This is a genomic window from Brevundimonas sp. KH_025, from assembly GCF_057839885.1.
In genome coordinates, this window is record NZ_CM174501.1 from 2092968 (window position 1) to 2111253 (window position 18286).

Below are 18286 nucleotides of genomic sequence, written 5' to 3' on the forward strand. Positions count from 1 at the left end.
ACTCCCCCGCAGACGTCTGCGTCGCCCCCTCCACCACTTCGTGGTCCCCCTCCCCACCAGTGGGGAGGAAAGAAGTCCAGCCAAGCTGGAACCCCGCTCACCGACCCGTGTTGACGACTCCAGTACGCCAGCGGGGGCGCGGGAGTCGGATGATGAAGATTGCGCAGGTCACGCCCCTTTATGAGGCAGTGCCGCCGCGTCTCTACGGCGGCACGGAACGGGTCGTGGCCCACCTGACCGACGCCCTGGTCGATCTGGGCCACGACGTCACCCTGTTCGCCAGCGCCGACGCCGAGACGCGGGCGCGGCTGATCCCGGTGCGGGATCAGGCCATCCGGCTGGACCCGGAACCGCTGAAGTCCGACCTGGCCGCCCACATAACCATGCTGGCCGAGGTGATGGATCGCGCCGACGATTTCGACGTGATCCATTTCCATACCGACATGGTGCATTTCCCCTTCTTCCGGGGTCTGGCGGACAAGACCGTCACCACCCTGCACGGGCGGCTGGATCTGAAGGACCTGCCCGAGGTCTATGACCGCTGGCCCGAGTTCGGCCTGGTGTCCATCTCCGACGACCAGCGCCGCCCCCTGCCCCAGGCCAATTGGAAGGCGACGGTGCATCACGGCATGCCGGGCGACCTCTATCGCTTCTCCCCGAAGTCGCAGGGCTATCTGGCCTTCCTCGGCCGCATCTCGCCCGAGAAGCGCCCCGACCGCGCCATCGAGATCGCTGCGCGCCTCGGCAAGCCGCTGAAGATCGCCGCCAAGGTGGATGCGGCGGACAAGGCCTATTGGGAGACGGTCATCAAGCCCCTGGTCGAGGGCAACCCCCTGATCGAATTCGTCGGCGAGATCGGCGACGATCAGAAGTCGGCCTTCCTTGGCGGGGCCGAGGCCCTGCTGTTCCCCATCGACTGGCCCGAGCCGTTCGGCCTGGTGATGATCGAGGCCATGGCCTGCGGCACGCCGGTCGTGGCCTTCGCCTGCGGCTCGACGCCCGAGATCATCGAGGACGGGGCCACCGGCTTCCTGGTGGACACGCTGGAACAGGCGGTCGTCGCCGCCGGTCAGGCGCATCGGCTGGACCGCGAGGCGATCCGGGCGCGGTTCGACCTGCGCTTCTCGGCCACGGCCATGGCCCGGCGCTATCTCGACGTCTACGGCGACCTGCTGGCCCGACGGCCGTTCGCGGCCCAGGTCCTGGACGACGCCCCGATCCGTCCGCTGCACGAGGCGCGCAGTTTCGCCATCCGCGCCTGAACCCTTAGCCCCCTCGACCATTAGGTAGAGCATGGACGACGCCTATTCGGTCCAGACCACCGCCGCCGACAACAGCGATCAGAACGGGTTGGAAACCCTGATGGCGCTGAAGGACTGCGACACCTTCCTGGTCGCGGATCACTGGGGCGATGTGAAGAGCGGCGCCGACGGCCTGTTCGACCGGGACACGCGGCTGCTGTCGCATTTCGTCCTGACGGTCGGGCGCGCGCGGCCCTCGCGCCTCAGTTCCGGCGTGACCGAGGACAACGTCTTCTTCACCTGCCATTCGACCAACCGCCCCCTGCCGCCGATGGGCGGGCGCTCGGCCCCGGCGGGGGTGCTGCATCTGGAGCGGCGGCGCTTCCTCTGGGACAAGCGGCTGTTCGAACGGGTGCGGATGGCCAACCACGGCATCGAGGACATCCTGCTGCCGCTGGCCTTCGAATTCGGGGCCGACTTCGCCGACATCTTTCAGGTCCGGGGCACCCAGCGGGCGGCCGCCGGCGAGATCCACGCCCCGGTCATGGACGGCCGCAGGGTGAGCTTCGCCTACACCGGCCTGGACAGCGTGGTGCGGACCAGTTGCCTGGCCTTTTCTGAGCCGCCGGCGCGCCTGAGCCCCAACCGGGCCGAGTTCATGTTCAGCCTGCCCAAGGGCAAGCGGCTGGACCTCTATGTCGAGTGCGGGCTGGACGCCTGCGACGCGCCGGACAAGGAACGGTGGCGCTGGAACTCGATCCAGGCCCGTCTGGCCATGCGTCGACGGCTGCGGCGGGGGGGCAGCGTGCAGGCGCCGCGCAATCCGCGCGTCAACGACTGGCTGACCCAGTCCCGGACCGATGTTGCGCTGCTGACCACCGACCTGCCGACCGGCCCCTACCCTTACGCCGGGGTGCCGTGGTTCTCGACCCCGTTCGGGCGCGACGGCATCATCACCGCCTGGCAGATGCTGTGGATCGACCCCAGCCTGGCCAAGGGGGTGCTGACCTATCTGGCCTCGCGTCAGGCGACCGAGGTCAACGCCTTCATGGACTCCGCCCCCGGCAAGATCATGCACGAGACGCGCGGCGGCGAGATGAGCGCCCTCGGCGAGGTGCCGTTCGGCCTCTACTACGGCGGGGTCGACACCACCTGCCTGTTCATCGCCCTGGCCGGCGCCTACGCCAAGCGGACCGGCGATCTGGAGACCATTCGCGCCCTGTGGCCCCACCTGATCGCGGCGGCGGGCTGGATGACCGACTATGGCGACTCGAACGGCGACGACCTGATCGACTACGCGCGGGCGGCCGACACCGGCCTGTCGAACCAGGGCTGGAAGGACTCCGAGGACTCGATCTTCTACAGCGACGGCCGCTTCCCCAAGGGGCCGATCGCCCTGCTGGAGGTCCAGGGCTACGCCTATGCAGCCTGGATGGCTCTGGCCGAAATGGGCGTCCATCTGGGCGATGATCGCGTCGAACTGTGGCGGGCGCGGGCCGAGACGGTGCGGGCCTTGGTCGAGGAAAAGTTCTGGATAGAGGACGAGGGCTTCTACGCCATCGCCCTGGACGGCGACGGCGTACAATGTCGCGCCATCGGCTCGAACGCCGGCCACCTGCTGTTCAGCGGCCTGCCCTCGCATGAGCGGGCGCATCTGGTGACGCGGCGGATGCTGACGGCCGAGTTCCGCTCGGGCTGGGGCCTGCGCACCCTGGGCAAGGGCCAGACCCGCTTCAATCCGATGAGCTATCATAACGGCTCGGTCTGGCCGCATGACACGGCGATGGCGGCGGCCGGCATGGCCCGCTACGGCGAGCGACGGGCGGTGGCCATGCTGCTGGGCGAAGTCTTCGGCGCGGCGGCGCATTTCCAGCTTCGCCTGCCCGAACTGTTCTGCGGCTTCATCCGCGAGACAGGCGAGCCGCCCATCGCCTATCCGGTCGCCTGCCTGCCGCAGGCCTGGGCGGCGGGGTCGGTCTTCCTGATGCTGCAAGCCGTGCTCGGCGTGTCGATCAACGCCGCCGAAAGTCTGGTCGAGGTCACAAAACCCGCCCTGCCGATCGGTCTGGACCGGCTGACCGTGACCGATCTGGAGGTCGGCGACGGCGTCATCGACCTGAATTTCCAGCGGCTGGACGGCCGCGTCGTCGTCATGCCGCGCGAACGCAGCGGCGTGGTCAGCGTGCGGGTGACGGGTTAGGTCGCCAACCCCCGCTCCAGCGCCTTCCTGAACACCGTGGGCAGGGAGGCCAGCGCGTCGTCCGCGTGGGTCCACAGGAAGTCGCCTTCGCCTGCGCCGACATGCACGGTCAGGGTCAGGCTGAAGTGGGTGAAGACGTGTTCGACCGCGCCCGCCTCGGTCCAGTCGGCGGCAGTGGGGGCCTGAAACACGGGCGTCGCGCTCCAATCCGAAGTCGGCAGGCCGACCATCCCGCCCAGCAGCCCCTTGTCCGGACGGCGCACCAGACCGATCCGGCCGTCGCCGTCACGCAGGACGAAGGCGTGGCCCAGCCGGTGCGGCCGCTCGGCCTTCCTGGTCTTCAGCGGATAGCGTGCCGGCTCGCCGGTCTTCAGCCCTTCGCAGCCGAAGGCCAGGGGGCAGAGGTCGCACGACGGCGACTTGGGCCGACAGACGCCGGAGCCGAGGTCCATCAGGGCCTGGGGCCAGTCGCCGGGGCGGTCGTCGCTGACGAACAGGGCGGCCAGACGCTTCAGCTCGGGCCGGGCGGCGGGCAGAGGCGTCTCCACGGCAAACAGCCGGCTCATCACCCGCTCGACATTGCCGTCCACGACATTGGCGGGGCGGTCGAAGGCGATGGCGGCCACGGCGGCGGCGGTATAGGCGCCCACCCCCGGCAGGGCCAGCAAGGCGGCTTCGCTGTCAGGAAAGACGCCGCCGTGATCGCTGGCCACGGCGCGGGCGCAGGCCAGCAGGTTGCGGGCGCGGGCGTAGTAGCCCAGCCCCGCCCAGGCGGCCATCAGGTCGGCGTCCGGGGCGGCGGCCAGGTCGCTGACCGTCGGCCATCGCGTGGTGAAGCGCTCGAAATAGGGGGCGGCGTGCGGCACCGTGGTCTGCTGCAGCATGACCTCGGACAGCCAGACCTGGTAGGGGTCGGTGCGGCTCCCCGACCCCGGCGGCGCGCGCCACGGCAGGGTCCGCGCATGGGCGTCGTACCAATCAAGCAGGGCGGCGCGGAGAGAGGGGACGTCGGGCATGGGTCGGGCTATATAGGACGAATGCGTCGTCCTCTGCCCACCGAAAGCGAAGCCCGCGAAATCCTGGCTCGACGCCGGACGCGCCCGCAGTTGCGCCCGCCGCCCCCGGCCGGTCGCTCGCTGGCCCCGCTGATCAAGAAGCTGGACGCCCAGTTCGGGCGCGGCGCCGGCGCGCTGGAGCCGCGCTGGGTCGAGATCGTCGGCGAGCGGCTGGCCCGCGTCACCCGCCCGCAGAAGCTGACCAAGGGCCGCGGCGGCGCCGGCGGGACCCTGGAACTGCGCGTGGCCGGCCCCGCCGCCCTGCTGGTGCAGCATCAGTCCGAGGACATCATCCAGCGGGTGAACCTGTTTCTCGGCGCCGGAGCGGTGGAAAAACTGCGCATCGCCCAGGGGCCGGTGAAGCCCCTGCCCGTCGCCGGCGCCAAGCCGCGCGCCCGCGGCAAGGTGGTCCTGCCGCCCCTGCCCGCCTCGGTCGAGGCCGACCTGGCCGCCGCCGTCGAGGACGCGCCGGACGCGCTGAAAGCCGCCCTGCGCAAGCTGGGCCGAGCCGTCCTGTCGCAGCCCCCCGAAAACGAGCGCCGTTGACAAACCTTCGCCGCACCTGTTCTCGACAAAGGATCGGATTGCGCGCGCTTTCGGGAATCGCGCCATCCTTCAGAGTCACATTCTCGCCCAAGGACGACCCATGGCTACGTTCCGTTACGCTTCGATGAGCCGCCGCGCGGCCCTGACCGCCGCCGCCCTGGCCGCCATGGCCACCGTCGCCGGCTGCACCGCCAAGACCGGCGGCGCCGCTCAGGGCGACATGGGCCTGGGCGCAGCCGAAGACGCCAAGGTCACGGTCGTGGAATACGCCTCCGTCACCTGCGGCCACTGCGCGGTCTGGAACGAGGAAGTCTGGCCGGAATTCAAGACCAAGTACGTCGACACCAAGAAGGTCCGCTTCGTCTTCCGCGAGTTCCCGACCCCGCCGCAGGACATCGCCGTGGCCGGCTTCCTGATCGCCCGCTGCGCCGGCGAGGACAAGTATTTCGACGTTGTCCACGACATCATGGCCAGCCAGAAGGAATGGGCGGCGGGCGTCGCGCCGCGCACCACCCTGTTCCGCGCCGCCGCCGCCGCCGGCCTGAGCCAGGAACAGACCGAAGCCTGCATCCGCGACAAGGCCGCCATCGAAGAGATGAGCAACCGCATCAAGGCCGGCATCGACGCGGGCGTGACCGGCACGCCGACCTTCATCGTCAACGGCGCCAAGGTCGTCGACAGCAGCCTGTCGGGCCTGTCGCAAGCCATCGACGCGGAACTGGCCAAGAAATAATTTCAATCAAGCGGGGGGCGTGGACATGTTGAGGAAACTGGCGGGGGCTGCGGCCCTGAGCGTCGTGCTGACGCTGGCTGGCTGTAGCGGCAAGAACGCGGCCCCCGCCGAGGGCGACATGGCTCTGGGCGCCCCCGAAGGGGCCAAGGTGACGGTGGTCGAATACGCCTCTGTCACCTGCGGGGTCTGCGCGGCTTGGCAAAAGGAAACCTGGCCCGCGTTCAAGGCCAAGTACGTGGACACCAAGAAGGTCCGTTTCGTCTTCCGCGAACTGCCTACGCCGCCGCAGGATGTCTCCGTCGCCGGTTTCCTGGTGGCGCGCTGCGCCGGGCCGGACAAGTATTTCGACGTGGTGCACCAATACATGGCCGATCAGGAGAGCCTGATCAGCGGCGCCACGCCCCCTCGCGACTGGCTGCTGCGGACCGCCAATGCCGCAGGCCTCAACGCTTCGCAGTTCCAGGCCTGCGTCAGTGACAAGGCCGCCATCGCGGCGTTCGAGACACGCATCCAGTCGGCCTCCAAGGCCGGCGTGACCGGCACCCCCGCCTTCTTCGTCAACGATCAGGTCGTGCAGACGCCCGGCAGCGCCGGCGCCAGCCTCGCCGACCTGTCGACGGCGATTGACGCTGCCCTAGCGAAATGAACAGCATGGCCTCCATCACCCGCATCCTGAGCATTGCAACCGCCGCCGCCGTGTTGACGGCCGCCGCGCCCGCCCTGGCTGCGGAATCCGCACCGGCCCCTGCGCCGGCCGCCGTGCCGACCGTGACCGCCGCCGACCGCGTCCTGGGCCGCGCCGACGCCCCGGTGACGGTGATCGAATACGCCTCCTTCACCTGCAGCCATTGCGCCGCCTGGACCAATGAGGTCCTGCCGACGTTCAAGGCCCGCTATATCGACACCGGCAAGGTGAAGCTGGTCTTCCGCGACCTGCCGACCCAACCGGCCCAGGTCGCCGCCACCGCCGCCGCCATCGGCCGCTGCGCCGCGCCCGGCAAGTTCTTCGACGTGGCCCATCACTTCATGGCCGGCCAGGCCGCCGCCTTCGCCAGCGGCGACGCCCGCGACTGGTACATGGGCGCCATCGCCGTCAGCGGCCGCACCCTGCCGCAGATCGAGACCTGCCTGGCCGACCCGGCGACGCAAGCGTCCCTGCAGCAGGAGGTCGAGGCCGCCGTCGCCGCCGGGGTGAACGGCACCCCGACTTTCTTCGTCAATGGCCGCCGCGCCATGGACCATTCGCTCGAAACCCTGTCGGCGGCCATCGACCCGCTGATCAAGGGACGCTAATCCCCCGCCCATGCAGTTCCAGCGACTGAAGCTCGTCGGCTTCAAATCCTTCGTCGACGCGGCGGAAGTTCAGATTGAATCCGGCCTGACCGGCGTGGTCGGGCCGAACGGCTGCGGCAAGTCCAACGTGCTGGAAAGCCTGCGCTGGGTCATGGGCGCCAACTCGGCCAAGGCCATGCGCGGCCAGGGCATGGACGACGTCATCTTCGCCGGGGCTGCGGGCCGTCCGCCGCGCAGCCACGCCGAAGTCGTCCTGACCATCGACAACGCCCAGAAGCGCGCGCCCCAGCCCTTCACCGACGCCCCGGTGCTGGAGGTGTCGCGCCGCATCGACCGGGGTCAGGGCTCGACCTATCGCATCAACGGCAAGGAGGTCCGCGCCCGCGACGTCCAACTGCTGTTCGCCGACGCCTCGACCGGGGCCAACAGCCCGGCCCTGGTGCGTCAGGGCCAGATCTCCGAACTGATCGCCGCCAAGCCGCAGAACCGTCGGCGGATTCTGGAAGAGGCCGGCGGCGTGGCCGGTCTGCACACCCGCAGGCATGAGGCCGAGCTGCGGCTGAAGGCGGCCGAGACCAACCTCGACCGGCTGGACGACATCGGCCGCGAGCTGGAAACGGCGCTGAACCGACTGAAGCGCGAGGCGCGTCAGGCCGAGAAGTACAAGAAGATCTCGGCCGAGATCCGCGCCCTGCAGGCCGCCCTGCTCTACGTGCGCTGGAACGACGCCAAGGCGGCGGCCGAGGTCGCGGCCCAGGAACTGCGTGACGCCGACCGCGCCGTGGCCGAGGCCACCGCCGCCGCCGTTAAGGCCGAGGCCGACGCCCTGAAGGCGCAAGAGGCCATGAAGCCCGCACGCGAAGAGGACGCCGTCGCCGGCGCCCTGCTGCACCGCGCCACGCTGGAACGCGACCGCCTCGACATGGCCGAACAGGCCGCCCGCGCCGAGGTCGACCGGCTGAAGGCCGAGGCGGCCCGCATCGCCGCTGACGTCGAGCGCGAGGAGCGCATGGCCGCCGACGCCCAGCGCGAACTGGACCGGCTGGACCAGGAACTGACGAAGCTGAAGGCCGAGATCGCCGCCGCCCCCGAGCGCGGACCTGAGCTGGAAAAGGCCCTGTTGGCGACTGAGGACGCCCGCAAGGCCGCCGACGGCGAGGTCGAACGACTGGCCGGAACCTTGGCCGCCGTCGAGGCCCGCGCCAACGCCGAAAGCGCGAGGAAGCGCGACGCTGAGGCCCGTCTGGCCCGCGTCGTCGGCCAGTTCGAGCAGGCCAAACGCGAACGCGAGGCCCTAGGCCCCATCGAGACGCCGGAGCTGGCCCTCGCCCGCACGGCGCTGGAGACGGCCCAGGCCGACCTGACCGCCGCCCGCGAAGCCGTCGAAGCCGCCGAGACCGCGCGCGGCGATCTGGCCCGCGTCGAGGCCGAGGCCCGCACCATTGCTCGCGCCGCCGAGGACCGTCTGGGCCGCCTTCAGACCGAGGCGCGCGGCCTGGCGCAACTGCTGGTCAGCGGCAAGCGCGACCACCCGCCCGCGCTGGACAAGGTGTCGGCGGCCAAGGGCTATGAGGCCGCTCTGGCCGCTGCCCTCGGCGACGATCTGGACGCCGCGCTGGACGCCCGCGCCGCCGCCCACTGGGCCGGCGCTGACGCCCCCTCGCCGGTCTGGCCGCAGGGCGTGGCCCCGCTGGCCGCCCATGTGACCGCCCCCGCCGAACTGGCCGCCCGTCTGGCCCTGTGCGTCGTCGCCAGCCAGTCCGAAGCGCCGCGCCTGGCCAAGCTGTTGCCTCCAGGCGCGCGTCTGGTGACGGTGGAGGGCGACCTCTATCGCTGGGACGGCTTCGTCAGCCGCGCCGAGGCCCCGCGCCCCGCCGCCGTGCGACTGGCCCAGCGCACCCGGCTGGCCGAGCTGGAAGCCGAGATCGACACCGGCAAGCCCGCGCTGGAGGCTGCTCAGACAGCCCAGAAGGCCGCGACCGAAGCCTTCCGCGCCGCCGAGGAAGCGGTGAAGACCGCCCGCCTCAAGCCCTTCGCCGCCGACAAGGCCGTCGTCGCCGCGCGCGACCGGGCCGAGAGCCTGATGCGCGACCAGACCCGGCGCGAGGCCCGCGCCCAGGGCCTGGACGAGACCGTGGCCCGTCTGGACGGCGAGGTGGCCGAGGCCCAGGCCGCCTTGGAGGCCGCGCAGTCGGTCGAGGCCCCGTCTGAAACCATCGCCGGCCTGCGCGACGAACTGACCGCCGCCCGCGTGGCGGCCGATGCGGCGCGGCAAGCGGCGCAGACCGCCCGCTCGACCCGCGACGAGGAAGCGCGCGACCGCGCAGGGCGCGAACAGCGCCTCGGCAGCCTGAGCCACGCCCACGAGGGCTGGGCCGGTCGATCCAAGGAAAGCGCCGCCCGCGTCACCGCCCTGGGCAAGGACGCCGACAAGACCGCCGCCCTGCTCAAACAGGCCGAGATCGCGCCCCAGGGCTTCGCCGAACAGCGCGGCGCCCTGATGGACGCCCTGATCGCCGCCGAAACGCGCAAGGCCGCATCGGCTGAGGCCCTCAGCCTGGCCGAGACCACGGCGGGCGATAGCGACCGCGCCAGCCGCGCCGCCGAGGCCGCCGCCGGCGCCGCGCGCGAGGCCCGCGCCGGTCTGGCCGCCCGCGCCGAGGCCGCGACCGAACGCCTGGCGGAGGCCGAGGCCAACGTCCGCGAGACGGCGCAGATGTCGCCGGACGAACTGGGCCAGAAGCTGGTCGACGACGCCATCGCCCGCCCGCCGGACACCGCCGGCGCCGAGAGCCTGCTGTCCGGGCTGGAGCGCGAGCGCGAGGCCCTGGGCGCCGTCAACCTGCGCGCCGAGGACGAGGCCAACGAATACGGCGAACGTCTGGGCGCCATGAAGTCGGAACGCATCGACCTGACCCAGGCGATCGCCAAGCTGCGCGACGGCATCGACGAACTGAACGCCGAGGGCCGCGAGCGGCTTGTGGCGGCCTTCGACGTCATCAACGCCAACTTCAAGGCCCTGTTCGAGGCCCTGTTCGGCGGCGGTCAGGCTGAACTGAAACTGGTCGAGAGCGACGATCCGCTGGAAGCGGGACTTGAGATCTACGCCTGCCCGCCCGGCAAGCGTCTGTCGGTCATGAGCCTGATGAGCGGCGGCGAGCAGGCCCTGACGGCGGCGGCGCTGATCTTTGGCGTCTTCCTGGCCAATCCGGCCCCCGTCTGCGTGCTGGACGAGGTGGACGCGCCGCTGGACGACGCCAACGTCGACCGCTTCTGCCGGATGCTGCACGAAATGCGTAGCCGCACCGACACCCGCTTCATCGTCATCACCCACAACCCGGTGACTATGAGCCGCATGGACCGCCTGTACGGCGTCACCATGCCCGAACGCGGCATGAGCCAGCTGGTCAGCGTCAACCTGAACCAGGCCGAGCAGATCGTGGCGGCTTAAGGCTTGGCCTTGCGGCGACGCATCGCCTCGCGCACGTCGCCCAAGGCAGGCCTGATCAGGAACCAGGGCTCGACGCAGTAGCGGGCGAACAGCCGTTTCGGATCGGCGAACAGGCGGAACAGCCACTCGACGCCCAGCCGCCCCATCCAGCGAGGCGCCGCTTTCTGCACGCCGGCCTCATAGTCGAAGGCTGCGCCAACCGGCAGGATGACGGCATCCGGCAGGGCCTCGATGTTGTCGGCGATCCACAGCTCCTGACGCGGCATGCCCATGCCGACGAACAGGACATTAGGCTTGAACTCGGCGATAGCGGCCAGGACGGCGGCGGCGCCAGCCGACCCCGGCGTGGCGTCGAAATAGCCCGACAGGCCGCTGATCACCGCCCCTGGATAGCGCGCGGTCAGCCGTTCCGCCGCCGTCGTCGCCACGCCGTCGGCCCCGCCGACATAGAGGACGCGCCAGCCCTTACGGTCGGCCATGCTCCAGAACTGGTCGCGCCAGTCCAGATAGGTGCAGCGATGGAAGGGCCGGCTGTGCAGGCCCAGCAGCCGCGTGAAATGGATCAGCGGCGTGGAATCCAGCTCCACCACGTCCGCCAGATCGTACAGGCGCCGCATCCCCGGCGTGCGCGGCAGCAGATAGAGGCTGTGCAGATTGTGGTTGGCGATGATGCTGCGCTGGCCCGCCTCGACGCAGCGTTCGACGTGCAGCAGCACTTCCTCGGGCCGCATCAGATCGACGGTCTCGCCCAGGATGCGGACGCGTTCTTCGGGGCGGCGGACCTGACGGAACGGACGACGTTCGCGCCGCCGCCGGTCGGGCGGGGCGGCAGCAAGATCGACTCCGAGCGGCTCCTGATACATGGCTTGTTTCTAGACGCGGCCCCTCAACGGGCGGTTTGCGGATGCGGTTAATGAACACGGGATCAGGCGATGAAGCGAGCCCTGCCGGCGATGACGATTGGCGCCGCCTTGCTGGCGACGACGGCGGCGGCTCAGGACCGCGCCCTGACCCTGACCGGCGTCGGGCGCTTCGCTATCTTCGCCGACACGGCCTCAATCAAGCCGGACGGTGACGGCGTGCGGATGCGGTCGCTGCAGGTCAGCGAAGAGGACATGGTCATCGGCGACGTCGCCTATTCCGGCGGCTGGTCCTGGTGGCGGTTCGACTGCGCGGCCCGGACGGCGGACCGGCTGGACTTCGCCTCGCTGAAGGCTGACGGAACCGAGGGGCCGATCACGCCCGAGACCGCCCCACCCTATGCCATCGCGCCCGGCGGCGACGCGGCGGAACTGGCGGACGTGGCTTGCGGGACGCAGGCGCGGCCGACCGATGCGGTCAGCACGGCCGACGCCGTGCGGATCGGGCGCGAACGGATGAAGGACTGAGCTTCTCCCTCCCTGCCCCCAACGCCGTCATCCTCGGGCTTGACCCGAGGATCGGGTTGTCTGCCTGCGCGACATCAGCAAGGTCGAGCGTGCGCCCCCGCTCGATCCTCGGGTCAAGCCCGAGGATGACGGCTGGAAATAAGACGGGCTAGCGAAGCTCGCCCGTCGGCCGACCATTCCGATCCAGGTCCACCCGGTCCCTCGGCAGGGCCTGCGGGCATTCATCGCGCATGAAGGCCAGCATCTTCTCGCGCACCTCGCAGCGCAGGTCGAAGGCGAGCGAGGCGTTCTTGGCGCTGGTCAGACAGCGGACCTGGGCCACGCGCTCGGTGACGTCCGTCACCTGCAAGACCACCACGTCGCCGTCCCACAGGGGCGAGGCGTGGGCGATGGCTTCCAGCTTGATCCGCAGCCGGTCGATCGGCGCCTCATAGTCCACATAGAGGAAGGCCACGCCGATCAGGCTGGCGTCGTCGCGGGTCCAGTTCTGGAACGGCTTCTGGATGAAATAGGTCAGGGGCAGGATCATCCGCCGCCAGTCCCACAGCTTGACCACGACGTAGGTGGAGGTGATCTCCTCGACCCGACCCCACTCGCCCTCCACGACGACGGCGTCGTCCAGGCGGATCGGCTGGGCCGTGGCGATCTGGATGCCGGCCAGCAGATTGGTCAGGAAGGGTTGCAGCGCCAGACCGGCGACGATGCCCACCACCCCCGCGGAGGCCAGCAGCGACAGCCCCCATTGCCGCACGCCGGGGATGGTCAGCAGGGCCAGACCCAGGGTGATCAGGCCAATCAGGATGGCGGCCACCCGCTGCAGGATGCGCGTCTGAGTGACGTGCTTGCGGGCCAGGAGGTTGTCCTCCGTGTCCATGTTGAACTTCTTCAGATGGACGATGGCCCCCATGTCCACCGCCCCCGCCAGCATCCATCCGCACACCAGGATGAAGCCGAACAGCAGGGTGCGCCGGATGAACAGCGACGGCTCGGGGTCCAGCGGCGACACCGTCACCGCCAGGGCCAGGGCGATGATCATCACCGCGATGCGGACCTTCAGCCGGGCGCGATCGACCATGCCCCTCCAGAAGACGTCGCGGTTGCGCACCAGCAGCTTCAGCAGGGCGAAGACCACCTGATTGGCCGCCCAGCCGATGAAGACGAAGACCGCCGTGATGATCGACACCACGGCCCATTCGGGCAGCCAGTGGAACTGGGCCCACAGGGTGAAGATGGTGTTGGTCAGATTGGTCACGAACTGGGGCATGGGTGAAGGTTAGCCGGGGCGCATGAGCTCGTCACCCGCTTCCCTCTCCCGATGGGAGAGGGCTTGAGCCTCCAAGAGCGAAGCGATTGGCAAGGCGAAAGGGTGAGGGTTCGCGGCTAAAGTCGGCGCAAGCCGCAGCGCGACGGCTAGAGCCGAATGCCCGTCGGACCCTCACCCTTTCGCGCAAGGACGCTCGCTTCGCTCTCGTGCGCTCAAGCCCTCTCCCAGCAGGAGAGGGTCGCTAGACCGCGGCTTCCACCAGATCGGCCAGACGCGCCGCCGCGTCCGGAATGGCCACCGACCGCGCGGCGGCGGACATGGCCGCCAGCTTGGCCGTGTCCGACAGGATGTCCCCCAGCACAGCGGTCAGCCCAGCCACCGTCACGTCGTCCTCGGCGATGACGCGGGCGGCGCCGGCGTCGGACAGGGCGCGGGCGTTCAGGGTCTGGTGGTCGTCCATGGCGATCTTCAATGGGATCAGCACCGACGGCAGAGCCGCGACGGCCAGTTCCGAACAGGTCGAGGCCCCGGCGCGGCCGATGACCAGATGCGCCTTGGACAGACGGTCGGCCATGTCGCGGAAGAAGGGGGCGACCTCGGCGGCGATGCCGGCCTCCAGATAGATCTCGCGTGCGCTCTCCAACGTCTCGGGCCGCGACTGCTGCTGCACCTTCAGGCGGCTGCGGATCGCCTCGGGCAGGGCCGCCAGAGCGCGGGGCGCGGTCTCGGACAGGATGCGGGCGCCCTGGCTGCCACCGGTCACGAGGACGTGGATCGGGCCGTCGGCGGCGGGGGCGACGTAGGCGCGGTCGAACAGGGCGCGGATGTCGGGGCGGACGGGGTTGCCCACCACCTGCGCCCGCGTCTTCACCGCCTCGGGCGCGCGGCCCAGGGTCGGGAAGGCCGAGGCCACGCCGCCGACGCGCGGGGCCAGCATCCGGTTGGTGCGGCCCAGGACGGCGTTCTGTTCGTGGATCAGGGTCGGTCGCTTCTGCAGGATGGCGGCGACCAGAGCCGGGGCCGACGGATAGCCGCCGAAGCCGACCACCACGTCCGCGCCGGTGCGGTCAAAGGCCGACTTGGCCTGCCCCACGCCGCGCATGATGGCCAGACCGGCTTTCAGCAGGCCGATGGGGCCGCTGCCGGTGGCGGCGTCCAGCGCCAGCCGCTCCTCGGCGGGAAAGGCGTGGGCGTACTGCTCGCCGCGCGCATCGGTCGCCAGCACCACGCGCCAGCCGCGCGAGGCCAGTTCGCGGGCCAGGGCCTCGGCGGGGAACATGTGGCCCCCGGTGCCCCCGGCGGCGACGACGCAGACCTTGGTCATGGATACTCTCTTACGGCAGCAGGCGACGGCGCGGCGGGGAAATGTTGGAGCCCGGCTCATAGGCGCCCGGACGGCGCCGCGTCAGGGCCAGCGCAAACCCCATGGTCAGCCCCATGGCCATCATTGACGACCCGCCATAGCTGATGAAGGGCAGCGTCATGCCCTTGGTCGGGATCAGGTTCAGGTTCACCGCCACATTGATGCAGGCCTGCAGCCCGATCAGCATGAACAGGCCAGCCGCAGCCGTCTGCTCGAACGGGTCGTTCAGCTTCATCGCCTTCTTCATCCCGCGGATGACGATGAAGGCGTAGAGGCCGATCAGGATCAGGCTGAGAACCAGGCCGAACTCCTCGGCGCCGACCGAATAGATGAAGTCGGTGTGCAGGTCAGGAACGTGGCGCTTCATGACGCCCTCGCCGATGCCGCGTCCGACAAGGCCCCCGGCGCGGATGGCCTCGGAGGCGCGGTCGATCTGGTGGGTGTCGGTCGTCTCGGGCGACAGGAAGCGGCTGAGGCGGTCGCGCATGTGGCTGAAGGTGAAATACAACGACACCACCCCGCCCGCGCCCATGGCGGCGATGACGGCCACCCATTTCAGCGGCACCCCGGCCATGAAGAAGACGGCCATGAAGGTGGTGGTGATCAGAAGCGTCTGGCCGATGTCAGGCTGGATCAGCAGCAGGCCGACGGTCAGGGCCCACAGGCCAAAGGCGATGCTGACGCCCGGAACCCCCTGCCCTTTCTGGGCTTCGGCGAACATCCAGGCGGCGAAGACGATCAAGCCGGGTTTGGCGAACTCGGACGGCTGCAGGCTGAACGGGCCGAGGTTCACCCAGCGGGCGGCGCCCTTCACCGTGTCGCCGATGAAGGGCAGAGCCGCCATGACCACGATGGCGCCGAACAGGGCCAGGACCGCGATCCGCCGCACCCCGCGCGGCGACAGCAGCGACGCGCTCAGCATGACCGTCGTGCCCATGCTCGCCCAGACGATCATCCGCCAGGAATAGTGGAAGGGATCGGTGATCGACTCGTCGGCCAGAATGGCGGCGGGGCTGGAGGCGAAGCTGAGCGACACGCCCAGCGCCACCAGCGTCAGGGCCGCGCCCAGCAGGCCGCGATCCACGGTCCAGAACCAGCGCGCGATCAGGCTCTGATCATTGCGCGAAAACGGATGGCTGTAGCTCTGGCTCATGCGGCGGGCTCAGGCTGGGCGCCCAGCGCCAGCACGGCGGCGCGGAAAGCTTCGCCCCGCACCTCGAAATCGAGGAACTGATCGAAGCTGGCGCAGGCGGGGGACAGCAGGACGACCTGCTCGCCCCCAGCCTTGGCGGCGTCGGCGGCGGCCAATTCGACGGCGCGCTCCATGGTGTGGGCCACGACGTGGGGGGTGTCGGCCAGGGTGACGGCGAAGGCGTCGGCGGCCTCGCCGATCAGATAGGCCTTGGCGACGTGGGGGAAGAGGTCGCGCAGGCTGTCGATGCCCCCCTCCTTGGCCTTGCCGCCCGCGATCCAGAAGACAGAGGGGTAGGAGGCCAGGGCCTGACGCGCGGCGTCGGCGTTGGTGCCTTTGGAGTCGTTGATGAAGCGCACACCGCCCAGACGGCCCACGGCCTCCATCCGGTGCGCTAGGCCGGGGAAGGTCATCAGCCCCTCGACCGCCGCATCGTGCGACACGCCCAGAGCGCGGGCGGCGGCATAGGCGAAGGCGGCGTTCTGGGCGTTGTGGCGGCCGGGCAGCGAGCGGGCGGCGGAGAGGTCGGCGACGGGCTGATCGCTAATGGTCAGCAGGCCGGGCGCCGCTTCAATTCCGTCATTCCGGGGCGGCGCAGCCGAACCCGGAACCCAGGGCTCGGCGACAAGCTCAACCGCCTGGGTCCCGGGTTCCGGCCGCTGCGCGTCCGGCCCCGGGATGACGGAGAGGGTGGAAACGGCGCAAACGCGGTGTCCGAGTTTGCGCAGGTCCGCCGCAATCCCCTGCCCCCAGGCTTCGTCCACCCCGACCAGAGCCAGCGCTTCATCGCCCTGCGCCTGGAAGATGCGTTGCTTGGCGGCGACATAGCCTTCCATGCCGCCGTGACGGTCCAGATGGTCGGGGCTGATGTTGGTCAGGATGGCCACGTCGGGCGCGAAGCGTGTGGTCAGGTCCAGTTGGTAGGACGAGACCTCGATGACATAGACGGCCTCTGGCGTGGGCGCCGGCAGGGCCAGAACCCCGATGCCGATGTTGCCGCCGATATGGACGGTCAGGCCCGCCGACTTCAGCACCCAGCCGATCAGGGCCGTGGTCGTGGACTTGCCGTTGGTGCCGGTGATGGCGACCACGCGGGGGCGCTGATCCTTGGGCAGGGCGTCCAGAGCGCGGGCGAACAGCTCGACGTCGCCGATGACCGGCACGCCCGCCTGATGGGCCCGCTCGACGGTCCAGTGCGGCTTGGGGTGGGTCAGGGGCGCGCCGGGCGACAGGACCAGGGCGGCGAAGCCCGACCAGTCGGCGCGGGTCAGGTCCTCGACGAGAAAGCCCTCGGCCTCGGCCTGCATCCGGCCCGAGACGCCGTCGTCCCACAGGATCGGAACGGCGCCGCCGGCCTGAAGCGCGCGCGCCGCCGTGATCCCGGACCGACCGAGGCCGAAGACCGCGACCCGCCTGCCCTCGAAACCGGGAACCGGGATCATGGGATCAGCGCAGCTTCAGCGTGGCCAGACCGAGCAGCGCCAGCATGGCGGCGACGATCCAGAAGCGGATGACGACGGTCGATTCCGGCCAGCCCATCTTCTCGAAATGGTGGTGGATCGGGGCCATCAGGAAGATGCGCTTGCCGGTCATTTTGAAATAGCCGACCTGGATCATGACCGAGGCGGCCTCGACCACGAACAGGCCGCCGACGATGCCCAGCACCAGCTCGTGCTTGGTGGCCACGGCGATGGAGCCCAGCGCGCCGCCCAGAGCCAGCGAGCCGGTGTCGCCCATGAAGATCTTGGCCGGGGGGGCGTTGTACCAGAGGAAGCCCATGCCGCCGCCGATCATGGCGGCGCAGAAGATGGCCAGCTCGCCCGATCCGGGCACGTGGTGGACCTGCAGATATTCGGCGAAGACAAAGTTGCCGACCAGATAGCTGATGATGCCAAAGGCGCCCGCCGCCATCATGACCGGCACAATGGCCAGGCCGTCCAGACCGTCGGTCAGGTTCACGGCGTTGGAGAAGCCGATGATGGTGAAGGCCGCAAAGGCCACATAGAACCAGCCGATGTTCAGCAACACCGCCTTCAGGAAGGGGAAGGCGATCGAGGTCTCAAGCCCCGGCGAGGTCGGGGAATAGGTCATCCACACGACGGTCAGAACGCCCGCGATCACCGCGACGACCGCCTGGGCCGCCAGCTTCTGCTTCGAGGTCAGGCCCGCCGAGGTCTGCTTCGTCACCTTGGCGTAGTCGTCGATGAAGCCCAGCACCCCAAAGGCCGCCGTCACGCCCGAAACGATCCAGATATAGGGATTGGTCAGGTCGCCCCAAAGGAAGACCGCGACGCCGATGCCCGCCAGGATCATCAGGCCGCCCATGGTGGGGGTGCCGACCTTGGACAGGTGGCTGACCGGACCGTCGTCGCGGATCGGCTGGCCTCGGCCCTGCTTGGCGCGAATCCAGTTGATGAAGCGGCTGCCCATGGCGACCGCGACGATCATGGCCGTGGCCATGGCCAGGGCCACGCGCACCGTCTGATACTGGATCAGGTGCAGCAGCGGATATTCCTGAGCGATATCCGCGTAGTAAAGATAGAGCAGGTAGAACATCGGC

Annotated in this window: 15 protein-coding genes; 8 read left to right on the plus strand and 7 right to left on the minus strand. The window is 69.8% G+C overall.

Annotated features, from left to right (window positions below; genetic code table 11):
• Nucleotides 1–152: 152 nt before the first annotated feature.
• Together AC3IS2_RS10345 and AC3IS2_RS10350 are read left to right on the plus strand one after the other, a co-directional pair.
• A complete protein-coding gene (locus tag AC3IS2_RS10345; protein ID WP_489197651.1) occupies nucleotides 153–1262 on the plus strand; it encodes a glycosyltransferase family 4 protein in 1110 nt (369 codons plus the stop codon).
• A gap of 31 nt (nucleotides 1263–1293) precedes the next feature.
• A complete protein-coding gene (locus AC3IS2_RS10350) occupies nucleotides 1294–3441 on the plus strand; it encodes an amylo-alpha-1,6-glucosidase (RefSeq protein WP_489197653.1) in 2148 nt (715 codons plus the stop codon).
• Here AC3IS2_RS10350 and mutY read toward each other — a convergent pair.
• A complete protein-coding gene (gene mutY, locus AC3IS2_RS10355) occupies nucleotides 3438–4457 on the minus strand; it encodes an A/G-specific adenine glycosylase (protein WP_489197655.1) in 1020 nt (339 codons plus the stop codon). The two genes, AC3IS2_RS10350 and mutY, sit on opposite strands and share 4 nt — an antisense overlap.
• Before the next feature lie 21 nt (nucleotides 4458–4478).
• Here mutY and AC3IS2_RS10360 point away from each other — a divergent pair, with 21 nt between their 5' ends.
• The 5 genes from AC3IS2_RS10360 to smc all read left to right on the plus strand — a co-directional run bounded on the left by AC3IS2_RS10360 (nucleotide 4479) and on the right by smc (nucleotide 10519).
• Nucleotides 4479–5042, plus strand: coding sequence for a DUF721 domain-containing protein (locus AC3IS2_RS10360; RefSeq protein ID WP_489197656.1), 564 nt, complete (start codon nucleotides 4479–4481; stop codon nucleotides 5040–5042).
• 100 nt (nucleotides 5043–5142) lie between these two features.
• Entirely contained in the window at nucleotides 5143–5775 is a 633-nt protein-coding gene (locus AC3IS2_RS10365; RefSeq protein WP_489197658.1) for a DsbA family protein, read from the plus strand.
• 25 nt (nucleotides 5776–5800) lie between these two features.
• Nucleotides 5801–6421: a thioredoxin domain-containing protein gene (locus tag AC3IS2_RS10370; protein ID WP_489197659.1), complete on the plus strand. Its 621-nt coding sequence runs from the start codon at nucleotides 5801–5803 to the stop codon at nucleotides 6419–6421.
• Nucleotides 6422–6426: 5 nt separating this feature from the next.
• Nucleotides 6427–7068, plus strand: a complete 642-nt coding sequence (locus AC3IS2_RS10375) for a DsbA family protein (protein WP_489197660.1) — start codon at nucleotides 6427–6429, stop codon at nucleotides 7066–7068.
• Between the two features lie 10 nt (nucleotides 7069–7078).
• Complete coding sequence (smc, locus tag AC3IS2_RS10380) at nucleotides 7079–10519, plus strand: chromosome segregation protein SMC (protein ID WP_489197661.1); 3441 nt, start codon at nucleotides 7079–7081, stop codon at nucleotides 10517–10519.
• Here smc and AC3IS2_RS10385 read toward each other — a convergent pair.
• Nucleotides 10516–11382 carry a WecB/TagA/CpsF family glycosyltransferase gene (locus tag AC3IS2_RS10385; protein ID WP_489197662.1) on the minus strand — a complete coding sequence of 289 codons (867 nt, stop codon included), beginning with the start codon at nucleotides 11380–11382 and terminating at the stop codon, nucleotides 10516–10518. The two genes, smc and AC3IS2_RS10385, sit on opposite strands and share 4 nt — an antisense overlap.
• 69 nt (nucleotides 11383–11451) lie before the next feature.
• Here AC3IS2_RS10385 and AC3IS2_RS10390 point away from each other — a divergent pair, with 69 nt between their 5' ends.
• The gene (locus AC3IS2_RS10390; RefSeq protein WP_489197663.1) at nucleotides 11452–11907 is read left to right on the plus strand and encodes a surface-adhesin E family protein; all 456 of its coding nucleotides are present in this window, start codon (nucleotides 11452–11454) and stop codon (nucleotides 11905–11907) included.
• 148 nt (nucleotides 11908–12055) lie between these two features.
• Here the strand turns inward: AC3IS2_RS10390 and AC3IS2_RS10395 are convergent, their stop codons facing one another.
• The 5 genes from AC3IS2_RS10395 to mraY form a co-directional block, all read right to left on the minus strand.
• On the minus strand, nucleotides 12056–13171 hold the full coding sequence (locus AC3IS2_RS10395; protein WP_489197664.1) for a mechanosensitive ion channel family protein: 1116 nt from the start codon (nucleotides 13169–13171) through the stop codon (nucleotides 12056–12058).
• A 241-nt stretch (nucleotides 13172–13412) separates the two neighbouring features.
• Entirely contained in the window at nucleotides 13413–14495 is a 1083-nt protein-coding gene (murG, locus tag AC3IS2_RS10400; protein WP_489197666.1) for an undecaprenyldiphospho-muramoylpentapeptide beta-N-acetylglucosaminyltransferase, read from the minus strand.
• A gap of 10 nt (nucleotides 14496–14505) precedes the next feature.
• A complete protein-coding gene (locus tag AC3IS2_RS10405; RefSeq protein WP_489197668.1) occupies nucleotides 14506–15687 on the minus strand; it encodes an FtsW/RodA/SpoVE family cell cycle protein in 1182 nt (393 codons plus the stop codon).
• The gene (gene murD, locus AC3IS2_RS10410) at nucleotides 15684–17168 is read right to left on the minus strand and encodes a UDP-N-acetylmuramoyl-L-alanine--D-glutamate ligase (protein WP_489197670.1); all 1485 of its coding nucleotides are present in this window, start codon (nucleotides 17166–17168) and stop codon (nucleotides 15684–15686) included. Before murD ends, AC3IS2_RS10405 begins: the two co-directional genes overlap by 4 nt.
• A 4-nt stretch (nucleotides 17169–17172) precedes the next feature.
• A complete protein-coding gene (gene mraY, locus AC3IS2_RS10415) occupies nucleotides 17173–18282 on the minus strand; it encodes a phospho-N-acetylmuramoyl-pentapeptide-transferase (RefSeq protein ID WP_489197671.1) in 1110 nt (369 codons plus the stop codon).
• Nucleotides 18283–18286: the final 4 nt, after the last annotated feature.